General features: G+C 70.8%; 17 protein-coding genes and 3 pseudogenes. 11 read left to right on the forward strand and 9 right to left on the reverse strand.

The window, feature by feature from the left end; genetic code table 11:
- Nucleotides 1–66: 66 nt before the first annotated feature.
- Nucleotides 67–966 (reverse strand): annotated as a pseudogene (locus tag JIG36_RS17835) (DUF5667 domain-containing protein); the annotation flags it as partial.
- 247 nt (nucleotides 967–1,213) lie between these two features.
- Nucleotides 1,214–2,077: an ECF subfamily RNA polymerase sigma factor, BldN family gene (locus JIG36_RS17840; RefSeq protein ID WP_203377481.1), complete on the reverse strand. Its 864-nt coding sequence runs from the start codon at nucleotides 2,075–2,077 to the stop codon at nucleotides 1,214–1,216.
- 435 nt (nucleotides 2,078–2,512) lie between these two features.
- Here JIG36_RS17840 and JIG36_RS17845 point away from each other — a divergent pair, with 435 nt between their 5' ends.
- The 8 genes from JIG36_RS17845 (at nucleotide 2,513) to hemB (ending at nucleotide 10,702) form a co-directional block, all read left to right on the forward strand.
- Nucleotides 2,513–4,036: an AMP-binding protein gene (locus JIG36_RS17845; RefSeq protein WP_203377369.1), complete on the forward strand. Its 1,524-nt coding sequence runs from the start codon at nucleotides 2,513–2,515 to the stop codon at nucleotides 4,034–4,036.
- Complete coding sequence (locus tag JIG36_RS17850) at nucleotides 4,033–4,281, forward strand: glutaredoxin family protein (protein WP_203377370.1); 249 nt, start codon at nucleotides 4,033–4,035, stop codon at nucleotides 4,279–4,281. The genes JIG36_RS17845 and JIG36_RS17850 overlap by 4 nt, the downstream gene beginning before the upstream one ends.
- 10 nt (nucleotides 4,282–4,291) lie before the next feature.
- Nucleotides 4,292–4,933 carry an HAD family hydrolase gene (locus JIG36_RS17855; protein ID WP_203377371.1) on the forward strand — a complete coding sequence of 214 codons (642 nt, stop codon included), beginning with the start codon at nucleotides 4,292–4,294 and terminating at the stop codon, nucleotides 4,931–4,933.
- 215 nt (nucleotides 4,934–5,148) lie between these two features.
- Nucleotides 5,149–5,907: a redox-sensing transcriptional repressor Rex gene (locus JIG36_RS17860; RefSeq protein WP_203377372.1), complete on the forward strand. Its 759-nt coding sequence runs from the start codon at nucleotides 5,149–5,151 to the stop codon at nucleotides 5,905–5,907.
- On the forward strand, nucleotides 5,904–7,193 hold the full coding sequence (locus JIG36_RS17865; RefSeq protein WP_203377373.1) for a glutamyl-tRNA reductase: 1,290 nt from the start codon (nucleotides 5,904–5,906) through the stop codon (nucleotides 7,191–7,193). Before JIG36_RS17860 ends, JIG36_RS17865 begins: the two co-directional genes overlap by 4 nt.
- On the forward strand, nucleotides 7,190–8,119 hold the full coding sequence (gene hemC / locus JIG36_RS17870) for a hydroxymethylbilane synthase (RefSeq protein WP_203377374.1): 930 nt from the start codon (nucleotides 7,190–7,192) through the stop codon (nucleotides 8,117–8,119). Before JIG36_RS17865 ends, hemC begins: the two co-directional genes overlap by 4 nt.
- On the forward strand, nucleotides 8,116–9,702 hold the full coding sequence (locus JIG36_RS17875; RefSeq protein ID WP_203377375.1) for a bifunctional uroporphyrinogen-III C-methyltransferase/uroporphyrinogen-III synthase: 1,587 nt from the start codon (nucleotides 8,116–8,118) through the stop codon (nucleotides 9,700–9,702). Before hemC ends, JIG36_RS17875 begins: the two co-directional genes overlap by 4 nt.
- Nucleotides 9,703–9,712: 10 nt before the next feature.
- Entirely contained in the window at nucleotides 9,713–10,702 is a 990-nt protein-coding gene (gene hemB / locus JIG36_RS17880; RefSeq protein ID WP_203377376.1) for a porphobilinogen synthase, read from the forward strand.
- Here hemB and JIG36_RS17885 read toward each other — a convergent pair.
- The 3 genes and pseudogenes from JIG36_RS17885 to JIG36_RS17895 all read right to left on the reverse strand — a co-directional run.
- A pseudogene (locus JIG36_RS17885) lies at nucleotides 10,699–13,128 on the reverse strand (lamin tail domain-containing protein); the annotation flags it as partial. The gene hemB and the pseudogene JIG36_RS17885 sit on opposite strands and share 4 nt — an antisense overlap.
- A gap of 105 nt (nucleotides 13,129–13,233) precedes the next feature.
- Nucleotides 13,234–14,253: a GNAT family N-acetyltransferase gene (locus tag JIG36_RS17890; RefSeq protein WP_203377378.1), complete on the reverse strand. Its 1,020-nt coding sequence runs from the start codon at nucleotides 14,251–14,253 to the stop codon at nucleotides 13,234–13,236.
- Between the two features lie 87 nt (nucleotides 14,254–14,340).
- Nucleotides 14,341–15,498, reverse strand: a complete 1,158-nt coding sequence (locus JIG36_RS17895; protein ID WP_203377379.1) for a lytic transglycosylase domain-containing protein — start codon at nucleotides 15,496–15,498, stop codon at nucleotides 14,341–14,343.
- 725 nt (nucleotides 15,499–16,223) lie between these two features.
- On the opposite strand from JIG36_RS17895, the gene JIG36_RS17900 reads away from it, so the two are divergent.
- Nucleotides 16,224–16,445, forward strand: coding sequence for an FmdB family zinc ribbon protein (locus JIG36_RS17900; RefSeq protein ID WP_203377380.1), 222 nt, complete (start codon nucleotides 16,224–16,226; stop codon nucleotides 16,443–16,445).
- Between the two features lie 800 nt (nucleotides 16,446–17,245).
- Nucleotides 17,246–19,930: an adenylate/guanylate cyclase domain-containing protein gene (locus tag JIG36_RS17905; RefSeq protein WP_203377381.1), complete on the forward strand. Its 2,685-nt coding sequence runs from the start codon at nucleotides 17,246–17,248 to the stop codon at nucleotides 19,928–19,930.
- On the opposite strand, the gene JIG36_RS17910 is transcribed toward JIG36_RS17905, so the two are convergent.
- A complete protein-coding gene (locus tag JIG36_RS17910) occupies nucleotides 19,877–20,374 on the reverse strand; it encodes a phospholipase (protein WP_203377382.1) in 498 nt (165 codons plus the stop codon). The two genes, JIG36_RS17905 and JIG36_RS17910, sit on opposite strands and share 54 nt — an antisense overlap.
- A 165-nt stretch (nucleotides 20,375–20,539) precedes the next feature.
- On the opposite strand from JIG36_RS17910, the gene JIG36_RS17915 reads away from it, so the two are divergent.
- The gene (locus JIG36_RS17915; protein WP_203377383.1) at nucleotides 20,540–21,553 is read left to right on the forward strand and encodes a potassium channel family protein; all 1,014 of its coding nucleotides are present in this window, start codon (nucleotides 20,540–20,542) and stop codon (nucleotides 21,551–21,553) included.
- On the opposite strand, the gene JIG36_RS17920 is transcribed toward JIG36_RS17915, so the two are convergent.
- The 3 genes and pseudogenes from JIG36_RS17920 to JIG36_RS17930 form a co-directional block, all read right to left on the reverse strand.
- Complete coding sequence (locus tag JIG36_RS17920) at nucleotides 21,550–22,362, reverse strand: SAM-dependent methyltransferase (RefSeq protein ID WP_203377384.1); 813 nt, start codon at nucleotides 22,360–22,362, stop codon at nucleotides 21,550–21,552. The two genes, JIG36_RS17915 and JIG36_RS17920, sit on opposite strands and share 4 nt — an antisense overlap.
- 64 nt (nucleotides 22,363–22,426) lie before the next feature.
- Nucleotides 22,427–23,458, reverse strand: a complete 1,032-nt coding sequence (locus JIG36_RS17925) for a 2-oxoacid:ferredoxin oxidoreductase subunit beta (protein WP_203377385.1) — start codon at nucleotides 23,456–23,458, stop codon at nucleotides 22,427–22,429.
- A pseudogene (locus JIG36_RS17930) lies at nucleotides 23,451–24,025 on the reverse strand (2-oxoacid:acceptor oxidoreductase subunit alpha); the annotation flags it as partial. The pseudogene JIG36_RS17930 and the gene JIG36_RS17925, both read right to left, overlap by 8 nt.

The raw sequence follows: 24,025 nt of genomic DNA on the forward strand, positions 1-24,025 counted from the left end.
GCCGGGGCGCGTGGCCGGCTTGCCGGCCTGCCCCGACGGCTTCGACGAGCTCTGGCTGCCCGATCCGTTGTCGGCCGCGCAGCCCTTCAGCTTGGGGCCGAGCGCGTCCGACCCCGCCGAGACGGTGTCTTCACAGCTCAATCCCGTACGCAGGGACTCCGCCCGCTCGCTGACCGAGTCGAGCAGGGCGATCGACTTGAGCGCCCGCTCCTGGTTCGGCGACGAGAGCCTGGTCAAGGCCGGGCTCAGCGTCTGCCGCTGCCGGTCGACGAACGAGTCGACGGTGATCAGCGGCTTGCTGTCCTTGCGGGCCACCGCCGAGGTGGTCAGCAGCTTGACGCCCTTGCGGGTGTCGGCGTCCATGTCGTCCAGCACCCCGGGGAACCCGGTGTCGTCGCCGGGCATGGCGACGGCCTCGGCCAGCCGGTTGCGGGCGAAGTCCAGCGACAGCTGCCCCCGGGTGACGTCGGAACCGGCCATCGCCAGCTGGGCCCGTTCGGTCGAGCGCTTGACCCCGTAGAGGGCGTCCCCCGGCGATGCGTTCTCGCTGGCTGCGGAGATGCCGGAGACGGCCAGCGCGCCGGCCGCGACCCCGATGACGATCGCGCCCCGGGCCCGGATGCGGCCGCCGTGGCCGAGCAGTCCGTGCCTCAACCGGCCCCCGCGGGCCGTGGTGGGCTGGGCAATGGCGGGCTCGTCGACGGCCGTCGCGGTCGCGGTGCGGCCGATGCCGTCCCGTTCCGCGGTGGCGACCAGCATGGCCCGCAGCCCCGTGCGGAACTCGGGATCGACCCGGGCCGCCGGGCGTGCCGTGGACAGGCTGCTACCGATGGCGACCAGCTCGGCGAGCTGCTCATCGGCCGGGCCGCGGCTGTGATGCCGCCGGCCGCCGGTGGTCTCGTCGAGAAGCTCCGCGAAGCGCTCGGCGCTCCGCCGGTCCAGAAAATCGAATCTCACCGCGGGCACCTCCCCTCGCTTGTGAATGTCTCGCCGGCAGCACCGCCGGCGGTCGCGACGAAGCCGGTGGCCGACAGTGCCGCCCGGGGTCGCACTCGGACAAACGCGCGACACGCGTCCCCGGTTACGGGAGACTGCGTCCGGTATCGGGTATGAGAGAGCCCCGTCACGCTGGGCTTGCTGTTGGCGTGCCCTTCTGGTCCTCGCCTGCGAGGCCGTTGGTCGGCGGCGGCTGGGTGCCGCTCGGTGCAGGCGGTCACGCCTGGAATCCATCCGGCAGGAGGCGGGCGAGCGCTCGGACCGCGCGGTACTGCAGTGCCTTGATGGCGCCCTCGTTCTTGCCCATCGTCTGCGCGGTCTCGGCCACCGAGAAGCCCTGGAGGAACCGCAGCACGATGCACTCCTGCTGCTCCGGGTTGAGCTGCTTGACCGCGGTGAGCAGGGCGACGTTGGTGATGTGGTCGACCACCGACGATTCCGGGCTGCCCTCGGGCCCCCGAGCCTCGCGGTCGGCGTCGAGCACGTCTCCGGTGGTCACCTCGAGGCGGTACCGGCCCGACTTGAAGTGGTCGGCGACCAGGTTGCGGGCGATGGTGACCAGCCAGGCCCCGAGGTCGCGGCCCTGCCAGGTGAAGCTGCCGATGCGCTTGAGCGCGCGCAGGAACGTGTCCGAGGTGAGGTCCTCGGCCAGCTGGCGGTTGCCGACGCGGAAGTAGACGAACCGGAACACGGTGTCGACGTACCGGTCGTAGATCAGGCCGAACGCCTCGGCCTCGCCGGCCTGGGCCCGCTCGACCAGCGCCCACACCTCGGCCGCGGCGTCACCCGGGTCGGGGCGGGCCGGGTATTTCGGCGGCTCGGCGTCGCGCTGCGGACCGGTCGTGCTCTGCGCGGGCACGACGACGGTCTGCTCACCGACCGGCGCCTCCGGCAGGTTGCTGCGCTGACCGGCGGTCGGCTGGGCCGGCATCGAGGGCCGGCCGGGCACGGCCACCCGGCCACCGCCGGCCATCGGCTTGGCGTTGCCGGTCGGGGGCATCCGCTGCCCCGGCGACTCGTTGACGTGCGGGCGGTTGCGGGTCCGCTTCGGGCTGTCCCCCCGGATGGTGTTGACGATCATGTCGTCGACCGAGCGACGGAGGCCCGTCAGGCTGTCGGCGAGGGTGGGGCGGTACGGATCCCCGGCGTAAACATGACTCACTGCGCCTCCTCGACCCGGCGGCTCTGCTCCGACTGCTGATCCGTCCCGCCAGACTGGGATTCGCAGTGTTTCCGTGCTTTTTGTGGCACAGCGGCCTCCTCGGGATGAGGGGTGATCACTCATAGCAAAACGGGTGAAGTAGCCCGCTTTTGTGCAGACCAACCTCACCCATGGCTGTGGAGTCCGTTACTTAGACGCGAAGTATCACGGACACCGAACACACGGAGTCGCACTCCGTGTGCGCTGCGCGAAAATGGTACGAAGTGGCGCAGACAAGACACAAGGAACGTCTGCCACGATGACCGACACGGGTGTCCGCGCGACGGACACGGTGTCCGCCGTCCACTTCCGTGGATGTTTGTGCCAGACTCGTGCCTCGTGGACGAAGCAGCCCGCGACCCGGTCGCTCGGGCCGCCGCGCGCCGGCCCGAGGGCACCGCGCTGATCACCACCGACACCGAGATGACCTGGGCCGAGCTCGACCGCCGGGTGACCGCGGCCGCGCACCGGGTGGCCTCGCTCGTGCCGCCCGGCGAACGGGTCGCGCTGGTGCTCGGCAACTCGATCGAGTTCGTGGTGGCCTTCTACGGGGTGTTGCGGGCGGGGCGTGTCGCCGTGCCGCTGAACCCGGGTTACGCGCCCGACGAGCTCGACTACGTGCTCGCCGACTCCCAGGCGGCCCTCGTCGTGGGCGCGGGGGAGCGCGGGTCCGGGCCTCCCCGCGTACGGGGAAACCTCGATCTTGATCTGGACACCGCGCCCGATGACCTGCCCGAGGTGGCGGCGCATGACCTCGCCGTGCTGCTCTACACGTCGGGGACCAGTGGCCGGCCGAAGGGCGCGATGCTCACGCACGCGGCGCTGGCCGCCAACCACGACCAGCTCGACGCGATCGATCCTCCTGTGGTCGGCCCGGATGACGTGGTGCTGCTCGCGGTGCCGATGTTCCACGCGTACGGGCTCAACACCGGCCTGGGCAGCGTCGCGCACCACGCGGCGACCGGCGTCCTGATCGACCGTTTCGACGCGGCGGCCTCACTCACGGTGATCGCCGAGCGTGGAGTGACCGTGGCCGTGGGCGTGCCGGGGATGTATGCGGCCTGGTCCCGGCAGCCGAGCGTGAAAATCGCCATGCGCAGCGTGCGGAGTGCCGTGTGCGGGGCGGCGCCGCTCGTGCCGGACGAGATGGCCCGCTTCGGCGCCGCGACCGGCAAAAGCATCCTGGTCGGATACGGACTGACCGAGACCGCGCCCGTGCTGACCACCACGGCGGTGAGCGACCGCGGCAAGCCCGGCTCGATCGGCCGCCCGCTGCCCGGGGTGTCCCTGCGGCTGCGCTCGGCCGCGGGTCAGGTGCTCTGGGAGGACGGCACGCCCTCGCCCGAGGAGGATCTGGCCGAGCTCGACCTCTCCGTCGAAGATGTCGCCGGCACCGACCCGGGCGAGATCGTGGTGCGCGGCGCCAACCTCTTCTCCGGCTACTGGCCCGACGGGCGCGAGGGCCCGGACGCCGGCGGCTGGTGGGCGACCGGTGACGTGGCCTACGCCGACGGCGACGGCGACCTGCACCTGGTCGACCGGATCGACGAGCTGATCCTGGTGCACGGCTTCAACGTCTATCCGGCCGAGATCGAGCGGGTGCTCGGCTCCCATCCCGGCGTCGCCGAGTCGGCCGTGGTCGGGGTGCCCGACCACGACGCCGGGCAGCGGCCGCACGCGTTCGTGGTGGCCGCCATCGACCCGCCGCCCACCCCGGCCGAGCTGCAGGTCTTCTGCGCGGCCCAGCTCGCCCGGTTCAAGCTGCCGACCGTCGAGCTGGTTCGTGAGCTTCCCCACTCGGCGACCGGCAAGGTGCGTAAGAGAGAGTTGGGGTCGTGAGCCGGGTAACCCTGATCAGCCGCGACGGCTGCCACCTATGCCAGGACGCCGAGGCCGTGCTCGACCGGATCCTTCCTGGTCAGTGGGTGCGGGTCGACGTCGACTCATCGATCGAGCTGGAACGGGACTACGGCGACCGGGTGCCGGTCGTGCTGCTCGACGGCGCCGAGCACGGCTACTGGCGGGTCGAGGAGTCGCGACTCCTTCGTGATCTGGCCCGACCGCCCGGGGAGCCCCGGCTGTAGGTTGTTCGCCGTGGCGCGAACTCACCTTGTCTGGGACTGGAACGGCACCCTGCTCGACGACCTCAGCCTGGTGGTCTCGTCCACCAACGAGGCCTTCGCGGCGGTCGGTGGACGGTCGGTCGACGCCGACGAGCACCGCAGCCGGTTCCGCCGGCCGGTGGCCGAGTTCTACGCCGAGATCCTCGAACGCGCGGTCGACGACGAGGAGTTCGGCCGCCTCGACCGGATCTTCCACGACGCGTACCGGCTGGGTCTGACGAACATGACCCTGGCGGCGGACGCGTCGGCGGCGCTCAAGGAGTGGCACGGCTCGCAGTCGCTGCTGTCCATGTGGTTCCACTCCGAGCTGGTGCCGGCCATCGAGACGTACGGGCTGACCGGGGTCTTCACCCGGGTCGACGGGCTGCGCACCGAGATCGGCGGCCACCTCAAGGCGGGCCATCTGGCCGAGCACATCGCCGAGCTGGGGGTGACCGGTGATCAGGTCGTGCTGATCGGCGACTCGCTCGACGACGCGGCCGCGGCCGACGCCGTCGGAGGGCAGATCGTGCTCTACACCGGCGGCTTCACCGACCCGTCCCGGTTGCGCGCCTCGGGTCGCCCGGTTGCGGACACTCTCGTCGAAGCGGTCGCGATCGCTCGTACCCTGTAGCAGGGTGGTCGGTGCGGGGGCGAAGCGGGCATACTTCAACAGTTCACCCCGATAGCACGCTGGATGATCTTTGTCCAGCTGCGCCACCAAGATCGCGATTTGTGCACGCCTTCACAAGCGCCTAGTCTTTGATGCCGAAGAGCCCCGGTAGCACAGCCGGTCGATCCAGGCGCCCGGGGGTTCGCAGGTTCGCCACCTCGTCGGCACGGAGTCAGATGAGCCAGCAGCGTCACGGAGTTACGCCCGGTAATGCCCCAGGCGACCGCGCCGGTGCCGTTCCGGCCTTCCCGGATCTGCCGGAGGCCACGATCGCGCGGTTGCCCGAATATCTGCGCGCCCTGCACAACCTGGGCGACAGCGGTTCGGACACGATCTCGAGCGAGGGGCTGGCCGCGGCGGCCGGGGTCAACTCGGCGAAACTCCGCAAAGATCTCTCACACCTCGGTTCGTACGGCACCCGGGGCGTCGGCTACGACGTGACCCTGCTGATCGAGCAGATCGAGTACGTTCTCGGCCTCGACCAGCGCCGGGCGGTCTGCCTGGTCGGTCTCGGTAACCTCGGCCACGCGCTGGCCGGCTACGACGGGTTCGCCAGCCGCGGCTTCAAGATCGTGGCGCTGTTCGACGCCGACGAGGCCAAGGTCGGCGAGCAGATCCAGGGCCTGACCGTGCGCCACATCGAGGAGTTGGGGCGGGTCGCGGTCGAAGAGAACATCGCGATCGGCGTGATCGCCACCCCCGCCCGCGCCGCCCAGGCCGTGGCCGACGTGCTGGTCGACGCGGGCGTCACCAGCATCCTGAACTTCGCTCCGTGTGTGCTGTCGGTTCCGGCCAACGTCGACGTCCGCAAGGTCGACCTCGCCATCGAGCTGCAGATTCTCTCTTTCCATGAACACCGCAAGGCATCGCTGACCGCGTTGCCGGGCGGCCGGTCCGCCCCGGCGGCGGGCAACCAGGAGGCGGTCGGGTCGTGAATCTTCTCAGCGTCGGTGCGTCCTACCGCACCGCCGACGTCGCCACGCTCGAACGGCTTGTCATCGCCGACGAAGCCGTGCCCGGGCTGCTCGAGAAGCTCGTCGCCCAGCCGTTCGTGGGTGAGGCGGTCGTCCTCTCCACCTGCAACCGGGTCGAGATCTACGCGGCGGTGAACACGTTCCACGGCGGTCTCGGCGACGTCTGCAACGTGCTGTCCGAGGTCTCCGGCATCCCGGCCACCGAGCTGGCTGGTCACCTCTACGTGCACTACGACGAGGCGGCGGTGCTGCACTCGTTCAAGGTCTCGAGCGGTCTCGACTCCATGGTCGTGGGCGAGTCCCAGATCCTGGGGCAGCTGCGCGACGCGTACCACGCGGCCACCGAGTCGGACACCGCCGGCCGCCTGCTGCACGAGCTCATGCAGCAGGCGCTGCGGGTCGGCAAGCGGGCGCACTCCGAGACCGGGATCGACCGGGCCGGGCAGAGCGTCGTGACCGCCGCACTCGACGTGGCCGAGTCCGAGCTGGGTGATCTCACCGGCCGCAAGGCGCTGGTGATCGGCGCGGGCGCGATGGGTGCGCTCTCGGTCGCGACGCTGACCCGGGCCGGGGTCGGGCCGCTGCGGATCACGAACCGGAGCGCGGCCCGGGCCGACCGGCTCGCCGAGGCGTACGGGGCCGTGGCCGTCGGCTACGACGATCTGGACGCCGCCTTGCGCGAGGCCGACCTGGTCGTCTCGGCCACCGCGTCGACCGAGCCGGTGCTCACCCGCGAGCGCCTGGAGGCGGCGGCGCCGCTGGTCGTGCTCGACCTGGCCGTCCCGCGCGACGTGGCCGCCGACGCGACCGGCATCCCCGGCGTCACCGTGATCGACATCGACAGCCTGGCCACCACCCGCCGGTCGATGCCGGCCGCGGCCGAGACCGCCGCCGTCGAGCAGATCGTGGCCGCCGAGGTCGAGCACTTCCTGGGCTGGCTGCGCGGTGCCGACATCGCGCCCACGGTGGCCGCGCTGCGCGCCCGCGCCGAAGACGTGGTCTCGGCCGAGCTGCGCAAGCTGTGGTCACGCCGGTCGGAATTCAGCGAGGAGCAACGGGCCGATGTTTCCCGTACGCTGCATCGCGTCGTCCAGCAGCTGCTGCACTCGCCGACCGTGCGGGTTCGTCAGCTGGCCGCCGAACCCGGTGGCGACCAGTACGCCACGCTGCTGCGCGAACTGTTCGATCTGGACGTGCCCCATGCCACACCCGCCAACGCCGTACCCGAGATCGGAGGACAGGCGTGACCGCCCCTCTTCGCCTGGGCACGCGCGGCAGCACGCTGGCGCTCGCCCAGTCGCAGCAGACCGCCGACGCCTTGACCGCCGCCACCGGCCGCCCGGTCGAGCTGGTGCGGATCGTCACGTCCGGCGACCGGTCCTCGGCCCCGGTGGCCCAGCTCGGCGTGGGTGTCTTCGTCTCGGCGCTGCGTGACGCGCTGCTCGCCGGCGAGATCGATTTCGCCGTGCACTCGTACAAGGACCTGCCCACCGGGGAGCACGCCGGGCTGCACATCGCGGCCGTTCCCCCGCGCGAAGACCCGCGCGACGTGCTGATCGCCCAGGGCGGCCGCACACTGGCCGAGCTCCCGCCCGGTTCGGTGATCGGAACGGGCGCGGTGCGCCGAATCGCGCAACTGCATGCTTTGGGCCTAGAGTTGCAGGTCACGCCGATCCGCGGAAACATCGACAGCCGGATCGCCCGGGTTCACGGACCCGAGGCCGATCTGGACGCCGTTGTTCTCGCCCGGGCCGGCGTGGTGCGGATCGGCAGGGTCGCCGAGATCGCGGAAACGCTCGACCCGATGCTCATGCTGCCCGCCCCGGCCCAGGGCGCGCTGGCGGTGGAGTGCCGGGCCGACGACACAGACCTGGTCGAACTGCTGGCCGCAATCGACCACGCACCGTCCCGGGCCGCCATCACGGCGGAACGGGCGATGCTCGCCACGCTCGAGGCCGGGTGCTCCGCCCCGGTTGCGGCACACGCCGAGCTCGCCGAAGGCGAGGAAGGCGACGAGATTTACCTGCGCGGTGCGGTGATCAGCCCGGATGGGGTTCGAGCCATCCGGCTGTCGCGCACCGGAACGCCCGCCGACGCGGCGGAGATCGGCAAGGCGCTCGCCGCCGATCTCCTCGACAACGGCGCCGACACCCTGATCGGGAGCACAGAATGACCACCCGCACCGCCCGCAAGCCAGCAGGACGCATCGCGTTCGTCGGCGCCGGACCAGGCGACCCGGAACTGCTGACCCGCCGCGCGCACGCCGCACTCACCGATGCCGACCAGGTGGTCTACGACCGTGGAGTCCCCGAGTCCCTGCTGACCGCCATCCGGTCCGAGGCCAAGGAGGACGCCCAGTTCAGCCCGGCCGAGGGAGCGCCCGGCGACGTCGCCAAGGTGCTGCTCTCCGCGGCCAAGTCCGGCCTGTCCGCCGTGCACCTCGTCGCCGGTGACCCGTTCGGCCACGAGTCCGTGGTCAAGGAGGTGCAGGCGGTCGCCCGCACCGCGGTGCACTTCGAGGTCGTGCCCGGTCTGGGTCAGGCCGAAGGTGTGGCCACCTACGCCGGCGTCCCGCTGCCCGGCGTGCGCGTCACGGCCGACGTCGGTGACGTCGGCGCCCTCGACTTCGAGGCGCTCGCCGCCGCGGCCCTCAAGGGCTCGTTCGCCGTCGCGGTCGACGCGGGCGACCTCGCCGCCGTGCGTGACGGCCTGCTCGCCGCCGGTGTCGAGCCGGGCATCCCGGTCGCGGTGACCGGCGACGGCACCGGCGAGACGCAGTACACGACCACCTCGACGGTCGACAGCTTCGTGGCCGCCGCGCTCGGCTTCACCGGCCGCGTGGTGCTCACCGTCGGCACCGACGTCGCCGAGCGCGACTCGATGAGCTGGTGGGAGAACCGCCCGCTGTACGGCTGGAAGGTGCTGGTGCCGCGCACCAAGGAGCAGGCCGGCGCGATGAGCGCGCGTCTGCGGGCCTACGGCGCCATCCCGTGCGAGGTGCCGACCATCGCGGTCGAGCCCCCGCGCACCCCGGCCCAGATGGAGCGCGCGGTCAAGGGCCTGGTCGACGGCCGGTACGCCTGGGTCGTCTTCACCTCGGTCAACGCCGTTCGCGCGGTCTGGGAGAAGTTCGACGAGCACGGCCTCGACGCCCGCCACTTCGGCGGCGTGAAGATCGCCTGCATCGGTGAGGCGACCGCCGACGCCGTGCGCGCCTTCGGCATCCAGCCCGAGCTGCTGCCCAAGGGCGAGCAGTCGAGCGAGGGCCTGCTGGCCGAGTTCTCCCCGCACGACGAGATCCTCGACCCGGTCGGCCGGGTGCTGCTGCCCCGGGCCGACATCGCCACCGAGACGCTCGCGGCCGGGCTCATCGAGCGCGGCTGGGAGGTCGACGACGTGACCGCTTACCGGACCGTTCGCGCGGCGCCGCCGCCGGCCGAGATCCGTGACGCGATCAAGTCGGGTGGCTTCGACGCGGTGCTCTTCACCTCGTCCAGCACCGTACGCAACCTGGTCGGCATCGCCGGCAAACCGCACGCCCGCACGGTCGTCGCGGTCATCGGCCCCAAGACCGCCGAGACGGCCACCGAGTTCGGCCTGCGCGTCGACGTCCAGCCCCAGCACGCCTCGGTGCCGGACCTGGTCGAGGCGCTGGCGTCGTACGCGGTGGAGCTGCGCGAGAAGCTGGCCGCGATGCCGGCCAAGCAGCGGCGCGGCTCCAAGGTGCAGGGACCTACGGCTCTTCGCTTCCGCTAGGGGTTTCGTCATGTCGTTCCCGGATGTCCGTCCGCGCCGCCTCCGCCGCAGCCCGGCCATGCGCCGCCTGGTCGAAGAGACCAGGCTGGCGCCGGCCGAGCTCATCCTGCCCCTCTTCCTGAAGGAGGGGCTGACCGAGCCGCGCGAGATCAGCTCGCTGCCCGGTGTGATGCAGCATTCGCGCGATTCGTTGCGGAAGGCCGCGCACGAGGCGGTCGCGGCCGGCGTCGGCGGGCTCATGCTCTTCGGCGTCCCGACCTCCGAGCACAAAGACGCGACGGGGTCCGCGGGCCTCGAGCCGGACGGGATCCTGAACGTCGGCATCCGGGACCTGATCTCCGAGGTCGGCGACTCGACGGTCGTCATGGGTGACCTGTGCCTCGACGAGTTCACCGATCACGGGCACTGCGGCGTGCTGGCTTCGGACGGCTCGGTGGACAACGACGCCACCTTGGAGATCTACGCCGAGATGGCCGTGGCCCAGGCTGACGCTGGGGTCCACATGGTCGGGCCGTCCGGGATGATGGACGGCCAGATCGGGGTCATCCGGCGCGCTCTCGACAAAGCGGGCTATCAGGACGTCTCGGTGCTGGCCTACTCGGCCAAATATGCGGGCGCGTTCTACGGCCCGTTCCGCGAAGCCGTCGAGTCGACCCTGCAGGGCGACCGCCGGCAGTACCAGCAGGACCCGCCGAACCTGCGCGAGGCGCTGCGCGAGGTCGACCTCGACGTGGCCGAGGGCGCGGACATCGTCATGGTCAAGCCGGCTTTGCCATACCTCGACGTGATCGCCGCGATCCGTGAGCGGGTCACCGTGCCGGTGGCGGCCTACCAGGTGTCGGGCGAGTACGCGATGGTCGAGGCCGCGGCCCGCAACGGCTGGATCGACCGGGAACGGGTCATGATCGAGTCGCTGACGTCGATCAAGCGGGCCGGCGCTCAGGTCACGCTGACGTACTGGGCCACCGAGGTCGCCCAGATGCTCCGCAACCGCTACTAGTCGTCGTTGACGATGGTGCCCGTGCCGGTGCCGGCCACGACCCGTACGGCGGAAAGCGCCGCCACCTCGAGCGTGAGCTGCTCGTCCCGCTCGCGCAGGCGGTCGCCGCGCACCTGAACCGGGAACTCGACCCGGGTCGAACCGGCCGGAATGGTGCGGCAACCGAGGTACGGGTCGAAGTCGGCGTACGGCAGGGTCGTCGTTCCCGGCACGGTGGCCGCGCAGACCGTCAACGCCCGGCTCAGCGGCCGGGTCAGCGTGACCGGGAAGATCAGCGGTGTCCGCCCCGAGTCGCCCTCGACCACGCGCGCGTCCCCGACCGTCAGCCCGGCCCGTGAGTGGAAGCGCGCCACCTGCGGATCGTGGTCGCTGACGGCGTCCGGGTGGTCGGCGTTGAGGTGCGCCGAGCGCATCTGGATCAGGTCGCCTAACAGCGCGTTGTTGACGAACAGCTGGTCCAGTGTCTGCGCCTGGCCCTCGAAGACGTACGAGTACGCGGTGCTCGGAGCGTCGGCGACCAGGTTGTCCCAGAGGTTGTGCAGGCCGGCGGTGTAGAGCGGGCCGAGCTGATCACCGGGCGTGGCCGGCGTGGGGTCGTCCGGCCGCGGGAACACGTTCAGGTCGCCGCCGAGGACCACGCGCGCCCCCGGACGGGACGCCTCGACGGCGGCGACGATTGCGGCGTTGTACGCGGCCTGCTCGCGCCGCTGGCCGACACGGGTCTCCGGCCCCGACGAGAAGTGGTTGCTGATCGCCCAGAGCTGGTAGCTGTCGGGCGAGCCGGGCGCAGCGCGCACCTCGAAAAGACCGACCTGCGGGGCCCGGGTGAAGACATTGTCGCCGTCCACTCCGGTCGAACGGTCGACGTCGGCCGGCAGCACGGCGTTGAACGTCTTGGGGTTGGCGACGTCGGCGTTGCCCGGCAGGGGAGCGCCCCGATAGGTCACCGGCAACGACATCCGGTCGGCGGCGACGAGCGAGAGCCGGTCGGTGCGGAACAGGAAGCCCGACACGATGCCCCGGGCGTCCGCGCCGCCACGGTCGGAGGCGGCGTCGTACGCGGGACCGCCGTTGCGGCCGATCGTCAGCGCGAGTTCCTGCAGCGTGTCCGGCTTGCCGTCGGCGTTGTCGGCGGTGCCGCAGCTCAACGCGGCGGCCACGACCCGGCAGATGTCCTGGTCCTCGGCCTCCTGCACGAGGATCAGGTCGGGGCTGTGCAGGCCCGTGGTGACCTGGCGGGCGAGGCGGCCGAGCCGGTTGTCGTACTCGGACTGGCTGCCGGGGGTGTAGTCGAACGGCGGGGTGACACCCGGGCAGCCGGTGTTGCCGGTGAAGTCGCAGCCGTCGTTCGGGTCGTCGCGGAAGTCGTACAGGTTCTCGACGTTGAACGTGGCGATCGAGACCTCGCGTTGCCGGTTGGCCGGGCGCGGCGGATTGTTCGCGGCCGGGTCGGCGCCGCGGGTGAAGGCGACGGCGGCGACCTGGATGCCGTACTTGTTGAACGCGAAGTAGACGCCGCCGACCGCGTCGCCGCTGGTGGTGTCGAAGGTGCGGGCGGGCGGGAGCACCACCGAGCTGTCGCCGGCCGCGGCCTTCACACCCATCGGCCCGAGCATGATCCGGTTGCCGTTCCCGTTGTCGGCCGGGCCGGGCACGTCGTCGAGCGGGTGGGCGTCGCGGAAGACCCTTCGCGCGTACGGATCGGGCCGCTTCATCAGGGGATCGTCGCGGTCGACCAGCCACACCTCGGCGTCGTCGGTGGACGCGTAGGTCTTGGTGTTCGAGACGACGCCGGAGCCCGCGCGCACCCGCAGCTGCATGCCCTCGCGCTGTTCCCAGTAGAGGTCGGACGCAGTCCTCTGGGCGGGCGGGATCGCATCGTCGATCTGCACCTCGGAGGCCAGGTCGAGCCCGGTGGCCAGGATGGTGACCCATTCGGCGCTGGTCAGCTGGGTGAGATTGAAGTATTCGGCGACGCGGGCGCTCATGATGATCTCGTCACCGGGCTTGGGGGTGTAGCCGCCGATCAACGTGCTGAACGTGCCCATGTAGACGAAGACGCCGTCGGAACTCGCCGGGTCGCCGTCGGTGTTGTTCTTGCGGCTCTGCAGGAAGAAGCCGTATTGCTCGACGCCGGCGCTGGTGTGTGATCGGGCGAGCTGGGTCACCACGCCGCGGACCTGGTATTTCGCACTGCTCGAACCGTTGCCGGTCGGTGGCGCGTACGGGGACCGGGCGGTGTTGCCCTGGATCACGCCCACCGTCAGCGGGTCGGTGGCCGTCGCTTGGGCCGGGGTGGGCGCCATCAGCACGGCGGTTGTCATGAGGGCGGCCGCAGTCGTCCTCATGAGTGCTTTTCTGAGCGCGGTCGCACCCATGAAGGCGTCTGTCCTTCCCGGCGCAGCCACCTTTTTCGGCGCAGCTGTCTTTCTCAGAGCGGCGACCAGCGAGCGACCCGGCACGGTGCCTCCACGGCGGACCGGCGGTGGCGTCGGCGGGCGCTCGGCGTCGTCCGGTCGCGGAGTTTGAGCTTAATCGATGGACTCGAGGCTTTGAACCAGTTGCGCGACGTCGGCACCGTACTCGTACCAGTCGCGGTCGGCCTGATATCCCAGCTCGGCGTTGACCTTGAGCATGGACTCGTTGTGCTGTGCGTTCCACGTCTGCACCTCGCGCAGCCCCGGCTCGGCCGAGCGCAGCTCGAACAGCATGCGCGCCTTGATCGCGCGGTCGATGCCGTAGCCGCGGTGGTCGCGCACGACGATCGTGTCGTACTGATCGGCGCGTTCCGGGTGGTGAGCGGGGACGACGACTTCGGTGAGCCCGGCCACGACACCGGTGTCGTCGTGCACGGCGAGCACGATGTACGGCGTCAGGCCGCGCTTGTGCAACGTGTCGAGCGAGTCGCGGAGCCGCTGCGGGTCGGACGAGCGGGGCGCCAGGTCGAGGTCATCGTCGTCGTCCTGGGCTTCGAGCTTCGCCTGCGCGTACGCCTCGAGCAGGTGGTCGGGCGGGCCGCCGGGGTGGAACTCGACGCTGTAGCCGGCGCCGATACCGTTCGCCATGACGGTCAGGGAGGGCCAGTCCATCGAGGACAGGGTGAGGACGCTGCGGGTCTCGACGTACTCCCGCTCGAAGCCCAGCGACTCGTAGAACGCGATGGCCGGGGTGCCGCCGATGGCCTCGACGCCGATGGTGGAGAAGCCTTCGTGGTACGCCCGGCGGGCCGCGACCGCCACGAGCTGGCGCCCCAGACCACGGCGGCGCAGGCTGGGACGTACGAGAACTTCGAGCACGCCGATGTCACCGAGCAGCAGCATGCTGATGTGGGCGAAGATCTCGCTCTCGCCCTCGGGCAGCCGGTCGTCCTCGGCCACCCAGCTCAGACGGCGCTCGCCGGGCATGGTCTCGGCGAGGTATTCGCGGACCTGACCGTCCACCCACGCCGGGTCGTCGGGGAGGTCGGCGGCCAGCACCGCGTTCACCGTCTCCACGAGCGACCGGATCTCCGCCGCCGACGCGGTCCGGGGATCCCATTCACGCACCCTCACTCGTACAGCTTGCCGGTAAGCGTTCCGTCTGGGAAGTGCTCCGAACGTAAATGTGTAGGTATCGTCACCCTGCGTGCAACTTTGACGTCAGCTCCGCGACCGCTTCCCGTAATCGTTGGCCGCGTCGAACACTTTCTGTGCATAGGGCCGGACCGCGTTGTACGACAGGATCGCGTCCCACCACGACTCCGGCTTGGACATGTCCCGCCCGTTCTGACACAGGTACTTGGCCGCGGTCAGCGCCGCGTCGTCGATGTCGTTCGGGTCGGCGATCCCGTTGTTGTCGGCGTCCACCTTGTAGGAGTTCCAGGTCGCCGGGATGAACTGCATCGGCCCGACCGCCCGGTCATAGGTGGTGTCCTGGTCGAGCGCGCCCCGGTCGGTATCCGGAATCAGCTGCCGCCCGCCCTTCCCGTCGAGCGGCAGCCCCAGGATCGGCGGCATGGCCGTGCCGTCGGTGGAGAGCACGGCCCCGTTGGCGCTGCCGTGCGAAGACTCGACGTACGCGATCGCGGCCAGGGTGGTCCAGCTCAGCCGGCAGGCCGGGTTGGTGCGCACGGTGACCAGCTCGGCATACCCGTACGCCTGCACGGCCACCACCGGAATCCCGACCCGCGTGCCGATCTGCCCCGCCCACCCCGCGAGCGCGTCGGCCGGCCGGACCCCGTTCTGCACAGCGGTGGTCGGCGCCACGGCCGGCCCTTGCGAGGGCGCGAACGCGCTGGGCAGCCCCGCCGGATCACTTCCCGGCAGCCCACCCGGCTGCCCCGCCGAGGGCACGCCACCGGCGGCGTCGAGCGGAAAACCGGGAGTAGCGCTGGGCGACGGCGCCGACTGAAGCGCCTCCGGAACGAGATAGGCCCCCGCCGTCCCCGCCGCACCCAGCAACAAGACGGCGATGACGGCCGGCACGATGAGCCGCCCGCTGGGCCGCTTGGCCCAGGACGCAACCCCGCGACCAACCCGCCCGAGCCCCGACCGCCGCCGAACCGCTACTCCCACGCTGGCCGGACTGCCGGCCTTGCCGTCCGCCCCGCCCTTGGTGACGGTCGGCGTGCTGGTCCCCGCTTTGTCCGTGCTTTCTCCGGCCTTGTCGGCGCCCGTTGCTGTTTTGTCGGCGACGGCCCCCGCTTTGGCCTCGGCCTTGTCGGTGGCAGTTCGCGCTTTGTCCTGGGCCTTGTCGGCGGCCGAGTCCTCTTTCCCCGGGGCCGCGCTGAGCCGGGCGGCCCGTTCCACTTCGCTCATGGGCCCCGCCGGCGGCGCAATCTTCGGCCCGCCGGCCTTCGTCGCTCCAGCGGCGCCCGAGCCGACAGCACCCGCGGCCGCCCCGCCCACTCCCGGGCCGCCCGCGCTGCCTGTTCCCGTGCCGCTGGCGTTGCCCGTCCCCGGGCCGCTCGCGCCTACTGCCGGGCCGCCCGCGCTGCCTGTTCCCGAAGTGCCTGCGCCCGTGGGGCTCGTGCTCGCTCCTCCTGCGCCGGGCTTTCCTGGCCGGACTGTGCCCACACTCGGGCCGGCCGCGTCCCCTGCCGCCGGTGAAGCCGGCTCTCCGGTGGTCGGCCGACCGCTCGCCGATCCTGTCTCGTCGGGGTGGTCGGTCTCGGAAGTCGCATCGTGGTCGGAGCTCGCCGAGGCGGCCGGAGGCTGCTCGAGCGGGGCCGCCCCGGAGCTGCCCAACGGGCCACCCAGATGGGGCGCCGCAGCTCTCAGCTCGGGCCTTGGCACCTCTTTGTCCTGCCGCTCCACCACGCCGACGACACTACCCAACCCGGGCCCGCCGCCGAGTGCCCGCTTCGATGCCTGTGGATAACTGCCAGGCTCGTTTCTGCCTGTGGATAACTCGCCGATTTCTCAGGGCCGTGGAGTACGGTCTGGGCCCGCCCCCGGTTGGGTGGGGTAGGCCTAGTTGGGAGCAGGAGGCAGGGTAGGGGCGTCGCCTTTCTGTGGCTGGGGCGAGGGCCTAGGCTTTCGGCATGCCGCGTTACGAGTTTCGCTGCCGGGCCTGTGGTGACACGTTCGAGGTCAACCGGCCGATGAGTGAGGCCTCCGCGCCCACGGCCTGTCCGCAGGGGCACGCCGACACGGTCAAGCTGCTCTCGACGGTTGCCTTCACCGGTCGTGGTGGGACTGCGTCCGCACGCCCGGCCGCCCCGGCCGGCGGCGGCGGTTGTTGTGGCGGTGCCTGCGGCTGCTGACGGCCCGCGGCCCGAACGGACCAGCCTGAACAGACCGGCCCGAGCCCCACGGCCGAACGGCCCAGTCTGCAGCGGACCAGCTCGAGCGCCACGCCCGAATGGGCCAGCATGAATGGGTCCGGCCCGAGCGCCACGGCCGAACGGACCGGCCCGAGCGCCGCAGCCCGAACGGACCACCGACCACGAACGGGGACCGAGGCCCGGCCCGAGCGCCGCAGGTGAGAGCCCAACCAGGACGACCGCAGCCCGGCGTCCGTGACCACCCAGGACGGCGCCGACAAGGCAAACGGCGTCCGCCCGGCGAGATCGCAACCCCACACGTCGGCGACCTCTGGCGGGGGCGATGACCTCGGCCGCCCTCAACACCGGCGGCGGGCTTCAGACCCGGGAATCGCTTCACGAGAGCCGATCGGGGTCCACATAGCGGGACACCCGGCCCGGAGATGCACCCGGCCGGGGAAAACAACGCGATCTTCCCGTACGGCGGACCAACGGTGCGACCTGCGGCGACGGCACCGGAAATATGATGATCTAGCGGTACGGAGAGGGCTTGGCGAGCCGTCGCACACCGTGCCTCTTGCGGGGACCGCCGAACGGGCGGCCGGAACTGGCCAACTGCGGCGTGACCCGGCTCGATCCATTTCGTTACGTCACGCGTAGTGCTTAACGAAGCTACCAATGTCCTTCGTCCGGGGTCGGCCGTGGCGGGTGGATGATTACCGTCCGTTTCTACGATGGCCGGTGACGCAGTGATACGGCAGCATGAGACTTGACTTCCCAAAGGGGGCGGAGGTTCAACCGTGTCGGGACGGACCGAGCTGCCGAGCGGGCTGGTGACCTTTGTGTTCACCGACATCGAGGGCTCGACGCGGTTGGCCCGGATGCTAGGTGACGACTACGGCTTGGTCCTCGGCGATCACCGCTCGGTGATGAGGAATGCGCTGAGTTACTTCGGCGGTGTCGAGCTCTTCACTGAGGGTGACAGTTTTTTCATTGCTTTCCACGATCCGGCGTCAGCGATCGCGGCCTGTGTGGAGGCTCAACGGCAACTGTCCGCACACGACTGGCCCAGTCCGGACGTCGCACCCCGGGTGCGTATGGGCATGCACACCGGGTGGGCTCGTCCCCACGGCGACGAGTACGCCAGCGCCGAGGTGCACCGCGCTTCCCGCGTCGCTTCGGCCGCGCATGGCGGACAGATCCTCTGCTCGGGAGCGACCGCCCTCGCCATCCTGACGTCCGGAGCCGGCACGGCCCCCCATGAGCCGGAGACAAAAGCCACGGAGGCCCCGCAGACCCTGCTCGACCTCGGCCCGCACCGCCTGCGCGGCTTCGACGACGACGAGCGCCTCTTCCAGATCCTCGCCTCGGGTCTGGAGCGTGACTTCCCCCGCCCGCGCACCCCGGGAGCGGCCACCCACAACCTCCCCGCCCCGATCACCCCGTTCCTGGGCCGCCGCAACGAGCTGGCCGAGGTCACCGGGCTCCTGCAGCGCCACCGCATCGTCACGGTCGCGGGCCCCGGTGGCGCGGGCAAGACGCGACTCTCGCTTGCGGTGGCCGAGCCTCTGCTGACCTCGTACGGGGACGGGGTCTGGAATGTGGATGTCGCCGGCGCGCCGAACGGACTGGCGCCCGCGCTGGCCGCGGCCCTGGGTGTGCGCACCGAGCCGGGTCGTCCCGTGCTCGAGACGCTGCTGGAACACTGCTCGACCCGGCACATGCTGATCGTCCTGCAGACCGCCGACGCCTCCCCGGCCGCCGGCGCCACCCTCGTACGCCGTCTGCTGGCCCGCTGTCCGCGGGTGAACGTGCTGGTCACGAGCCGGGTGCCGCTGAACGTGGCGGGCGAGGTCGTCTGGCGCATCCCGCCGCTGTCGCCCGGGGACGCCTTCACGCTGCTCTCCGAGCGCACGACCGAGGCGCGTGGTGGACGCCCCGGCCTGGCCGAGGACCAGACCGACCTGGCCGAGGTCGCGGCCCGGCTCGAGGGTTCACCGCTCGCGATCGAGCTGGCCGCGGCTCGTCTGCGCTCCCTTTCGGCGGCCCAGCTGGCGGCCCGCCTGGACGACCCGCTGGCCGCGTTGGACCCGGTGGAGATGGAGGGCGGCGACCGGCACGAGAGCCTGACCGCCGTTCTGGACTGGTCCTACCGCACGCTGACCGCTCCGGCGGCCGGGCTGCTGCGCCGCCTCGCCGTCTTCGCCGGCACGGTCGACCTGGCCACGGTGGAGTGGTGCGGGTCGGCCGACGCGCTCGGCGCCCTCTCCGAACTCTCCGACAAGTCCCTGGTCGAGGTCGTTCCGGGGCCGCGCTACCGCCTTTCCGGACAGGTGCGCGCGTACGCCTCCCGCCGCCTGACCGCCGCCGGTGACGAGCGCGCCGCGCGTGACCGGCACGCGGCCTGGGCCCTGCACACGCTGGAATCCGTCGCGGTCGACACCGACGGCCAGCCGCGGACGACGTCGCTCACCGAGATGACGCCTTATGTGCCGGAGTGGGAGACCGCGCTGCGCTGGGCCGCGACCAAGGGCAGCGTGCGTACCGGCCTGCGCCTGGCTCTCGTGCTCGACCCGTGGTGGCGTGAGCACGGCGGCGCCGGGGAGGGCCGGGACCTGCTGTTCCGCCTCTACCAGCGGCTCGACGGGGTCGAGGTGGAACCGGCGGTGCTCGCGTACGCGCATCTGGTGCACGCCGGTCTGGCCGACGACCGGGCGGAGCGTACGCGCTTCCTCGTCCGGGCCGAGCGGATCGCCCGGGCCGAGGAGGACCAGCCGCTGCTGATGCGTTCCCTGGCCGGGCACCGGACCTCGTTGATCCAAGACGGCCGGTACGACCAGGCCGAGCAGCTGTGCCGCGAGGTGATCGCCGAGGCCGAGCGCAACGGGGTGGCCGAATCAGCCCTGCCGGCTGTGATCGCCCTGGCCGAGCTGCTGTGGCGACGCGACGAGCTCACCCCGGCGGCCGACCTGCTCGGCGCCGCCCGGCAGGCCGAGGCGAGTTGTCCCGAGCACCGTGGCAAACGGACGGTCGACTGGCTGCTCGGCATGGTCGCGCTGCGCCGCGGTGACCTGGTCGCCGGGCACGACCACCTGGTGGTGGCGCTGCGGTCCCGGCTGCGGCACGGGTTCCGGGGCGCGGCGGCCGACGCGGTGGCGGCCATCGCGGTGCGCTGCGCGATGGGTGGTGACCCCGCGACCGCCACGGTGCTGTTCGGCGGGGCCGAAGCGGCGCGCGGAGCCCGGCGTACGGAGATGTTCGGGCGTTTCTGGGCCGACCAGCAACTGTCCCTGCGGGGTTCGCTGGGTGATGCCGCCTTCGACGCCGCGTACGCGGACGGGGTCGGTCTGGGGTTCGACCGGATCGTCGCGATGGCGCTCGCCGTCGAGCACCCGGACCTCGAGGACGGCGCGACCCGGTTCACCCAGTCGCTAGCGGTCCATCAGCGCCTCGGCGCGGTCCAGGTCGGCCTGGCGGACGAGTGAGATCGAGCCGAACACGTGCACGGCCTGGTAGTAGGCCCAGGCCACGCTGTAGCAGGCGGCCCGCGCGATCACCCGGTATCTGACGCAGACGCGCTTCATGTCGGCATAGAACGTGTCGTCGACGCGAGCCTTGTTCGCCTTGAACTGTCCCAGGTCCTTGTAGTTGCGGTAGCCGAAGTCGTGGTGCCAGCACGCGTTGCTGAAGTCGAAGCCGAGCGGCCGTTCGGGGCTGGCCGAGCAGTAGTCGGTGGTCCAGTCGAAGCCGTAGCCGGTCCAGGGCTCGCGGTCGAGGCGGGCCGCGTTCCAGGCGGCCGTGCTGGTCGAGGTCGGTTGTGTCCAGTTCGCCAGAACGGAGGCCTTGTCGGTGGTGGCGGCCCGGGCTGTCCCGGCCGGCGCGAGGAGGGCCAGCACGAGGGTGAGGACTACAGCGAGGCGTCGTGTCATCACAGCAGTTTTCGAACGCCTGTCGGTGGCATACAAGGTTGTCGATCCGGCTTTCCCGCTGCGTGCCGAAGTCGAGAGATGATGTTCCCTTAACGTTTATTAATGTGATGTCCTGGGTGGTCGGCCCAGGTCCGATCGCTATGGTGTCACCGTGCGGGGCATCTCATGATCAATCTGCCGAGGGTCCGTCAGGGCCCCCTTCGCGCGCTGGCCATCCGGCTCGCGCTGGCGATCACACTCGTCCTCGTCACGGTCGCGATCATCTATGCCGACCGTGACGGCTACCGGGACGTCAACGAGGACGGCCTCACGCTGCTCGACTGCTTCTACTACGCGGTCGTCTCGCTCTCCACCACCGGCTACGGCGACATCACGCCGGTCACACCGCACGCGCGCCTGATCAACGTCCTGTTCATCACGCCGGCGCGTGTGCTCTTCCTGATCATCCTGGTCGGCACGACCCTCGAGGTGCTGACCGATCAATACCGCAACAGCCTGCGGGTGACGCGGTGGAGGCGAAAGTTGAAGGACCACATCATCATCTGCGGCTACGGCACCAAGGGCCGGGCCGCGGTCGCCGCGCTGCTGGAGACGGGCTACGACAAGTCGCGGATCGTCCTGGTCGAGAACCGGACCGACGGCGTACGCCAGGCCCAGGCCAACGGACTGGCGGTGATTGAGGGCAACGCGACCCGCTCGGCCGTGCTGCTCGAGGCGGACGTCAAGAACTGCAAGGCCGTCATCATCGCGACCGACAGCGACGAGGCCTCGGTGCTGATCACGCTGACCGTCCGCCAGCTCACCGCCGGCCAGGTCAGGATCATCGCGTCGGTGCGGGAGCAGGAGAACGCCGCACTGCTCAAGCAGAGCGGCGCCCACCACGTGATCGTCTCGTCGGCGACCGCGGGCCGTCTGCTCGGCCTCACGACCACCGCGCCGCCGCTCATCGACGTCGTGGAAGACCTGCTCACCCCCGGCGCGGGCATGGCGCTGGCGATGCGCAGCGCCGAGCGGGCCGAGGTCGGCCGCAACCCGCGCGAACTGTCCACGCTGGCCGTCGCGCTGATCCGGCGGGGCAAGGTGCTGCCCCTGGGCGGCGAGCAGAAGGTCACCATCGAGACCGGCGACCTGATCGTCTACATCCGCGACGAGAGCAGCAGCGTCGACGTCGCCGTCTAGCGTTTGAGCCCCACCCCGGCGAACTCGGAGACCTTGTCGGTGATCTCCTGCCGGGACGGGTCGGGCCGCCAGGCCGAGCAGGTCACCACGCCGGGCGGCACCAGTTCGAGCCCGGTGAAGAACCGCTCGATGCCCTCGCGGCTGCGGGCGGTGATCGGCGCCGCGCCGCTCTCGTTCCACTGGCGCATCGACTCCTCGACCGCCGGCCCGTTGACCTCCTTGGTCGGGTGCGAGACGACCAGATAGCTGCCGGCGGGCACGGCCTCGACCAGGCGATCGACCACCGCGTACGCCTCCGGGTCGTCGACCACGAAGTTGACCGACCCGGACAGCATGATCGCGACCGGACGGTTCAGGTCGAGCGTGCGGGCGGCGCCGTCGAGAATGGTCGCCGTGTCCCGCAGGTCGGCGTCGAGATAGTCGGTCGCGCCCTCGGGTGAGCTGGTCAGCAGCGCCCGCGCGTGCACGAGAACCGTCGGGTCGTTGTCGACGTAGACGATCCGGCTGTCCGGCGCGACGGCCTGCGCCACCTCGTGGGTGTTGTCGGCGGTGGGCAGGCCGGTGCCGATGTCGAGGAACTGGCGGATGCCCGCCTCACCGGCCAGGAAGCGGACCGCCCGGCCCAGGAACTCGCGGTTGGCCCGGGCCGACTGCACCAGCTCGGGCATCAGAGCCAGCGCGTATTCGGCAGCCTCACGGTCGGCGGCGAAGTTGTCCTTGCCGCCGAGAAGGTAGTTCCACACCCGGGCCGAATGTGCGACCTCGGTGTTGAGCAGCTTGTGGAGCTCGGGATCGGGTGTCTCGGTCACGGCAGGACCCCCCGGTATCGATGAGGTCTGACATCGTACCGAGGGGTCCGGAGAAACGGCAGGCCTAGATAATGGTCCAGGTGTCGGCCTTGGTGAGCAGGTTGTCGAGCATCTGCTCGGCGGTGCCGTCGGCCTGGGCCTTGGCGTCGACCAGTTGCTTGGTGATCAGTTCGTCGTAGGACGGGCGTTGCACGTTGCGGAACACGCCGATCGGGGTGGTTCCCAGGTCGGAGCCGGAGAGCCGGGTCAGGGCGAACGCGTAGGCGGGGTCGTCGACCGTGGCGTCGTGGACGATCGCTTCGCCGCCTTCTTCGACCTTGAGGCCGAAGCCGCCGGCGGGGTGGGTGACCGCGAACCGGCCGTCGGCGCCGAACGTGATCGGCTGGCCCTGCTCCAGGCGGATCAGGTGGTCGTCGCGGGTGCCGGCGTCTTTGATCAGCTCGAACGCGCCGTCGTTGAAGATGTTGCAGTTCTGGTAGATCTCGACGAACGCCGAGCCCTGGTGCTGGGCCGCGGCCCGCATCACCGACTGCAGGTGTTTGGCGTCCGAGTCGATGGTCCGGGCGACAAACGTCGCCTCGGCGCCGAGGGCCAGGGACAGCGGGTTGAACGGTGAGTCGGCCGAGCCGGCCGGGGTCGACTTGGTGATCTTGCCGAGTTCGGAGGTGGGCGAGTACTGCCCCTTGGTCAGGCCGTAGATCCGGTTGTTGAACAGCAGGATCTTCAGGTTGACGTTGCGGCGCAGGGCATGGATCAGGTGGTTGCCACCGATCGACAGCGCGTCACCGTCGCCGGTGACGACCCACACCGACAGGTCGGGGCGCGACGCGGACAGTCCGGTGGCGATCGCCGGCGCGCGGCCGTGGATCGAGTGCATCCCGTAGGTGTTCATGTAGTACGGGAAGCGTGAGGAGCAGCCGATGCCGGAGACGAACACGATGTTCTCGCGCGGGATGCCCAGCTCGGGCATGAACCGTTGCATGGCGGCCAGGATCGAGTAGTCACCGCAGCCGGGGCACCACCGGACCTCCTGGTCGGACTTGAAGTCCTTGGCGGTGAGGTTGACCGGCGTCAGCGGAATCGTCGGGCTAGCCATTCTTGACCACGTCCTCGAGCATGCTCTCCAAGGTCGCGGCGGTGAACGGAAGGCCGCTGACCTGGTTGAAGGGAACCGCGTCGACCAGGTACTTCGCGCGGATCACGTGGGCCAGCTGACCCAGGTTCATCTCCGGGATCACCACCTTGTCGTACGCGGCCAGGACCTCACCGAGGTTGGCCGGCAGCGGGGCGAGGTGGCGCAGGTGGGCCTGCGCGATCGGGAGACCGCGCTGGCGCAGGGCCCGGCAGGCGGCGCCGATCGGGCCGTAGGTGGAGCCCCAGCCCAGCACCAGCACGCGGGCGTTCTCGTCGGCGTCCTCGACCTCGACGTCGGGGACCTCGATGGCCTCGATCCGGGCGGCGCGGGTGCGGACCATGTGCTCGTGATTCGCCGGGTCGTAGGAGATGTCGCCGGTCTTGTCGGCCTTCTCCAGGCCGCCGATGCGGTGTTCGAGGCCGGGTGTGCCCGGGATGGCCCACGGCCGGGCCATCGTCTCGGGGTTGCGGAGGTAGGGCAGGAAGCGGCCGTCGTCGCCGTTGGCCTGGGTGGTGAACTCGACCGAGA

The organism is Paractinoplanes ovalisporus (assembly GCF_016834655.1).
In the GTDB taxonomy this organism is placed as follows: domain Bacteria; phylum Actinomycetota; class Actinomycetes; order Mycobacteriales; family Micromonosporaceae; genus Actinoplanes; species Actinoplanes ovalisporus.

Coding starts and splice junctions, on each gene's coding strand:
- JIG36_RS17840 (WP_203377481.1), bottom strand. CDS start 2,077: ATGATCGTCAACACCATCCGGGGGGACAGCCCGAAGCGGACCCGCAAC.
- JIG36_RS17845 (WP_203377369.1), top strand. CDS start 2,513: ATGTTTGTGCCAGACTCGTGCCTCGTGGACGAAGCAGCCCGCGACCCG.
- JIG36_RS17860 (WP_203377372.1), top strand. CDS start 5,149: ATGAGCCAGCAGCGTCACGGAGTTACGCCCGGTAATGCCCCAGGCGAC.
- JIG36_RS17875 (WP_203377375.1), top strand. CDS start 8,116: ATGACCACCCGCACCGCCCGCAAGCCAGCAGGACGCATCGCGTTCGTC.
- hemB (WP_203377376.1), top strand. CDS start 9,713: ATGTCGTTCCCGGATGTCCGTCCGCGCCGCCTCCGCCGCAGCCCGGCC.
- JIG36_RS17895 (WP_203377379.1), bottom strand. CDS start 15,498: ATGAGCGAAGTGGAACGGGCCGCCCGGCTCAGCGCGGCCCCGGGGAAA.
- JIG36_RS17900 (WP_203377380.1), top strand. CDS start 16,224: ATGCCGCGTTACGAGTTTCGCTGCCGGGCCTGTGGTGACACGTTCGAG.
- JIG36_RS17910 (WP_203377382.1), bottom strand. CDS start 20,374: ATGACACGACGCCTCGCTGTAGTCCTCACCCTCGTGCTGGCCCTCCTC.
- JIG36_RS17915 (WP_203377383.1), top strand. CDS start 20,540: ATGATCAATCTGCCGAGGGTCCGTCAGGGCCCCCTTCGCGCGCTGGCC.
- JIG36_RS17925 (WP_203377385.1), bottom strand. CDS start 23,458: ATGGCTAGCCCGACGATTCCGCTGACGCCGGTCAACCTCACCGCCAAG.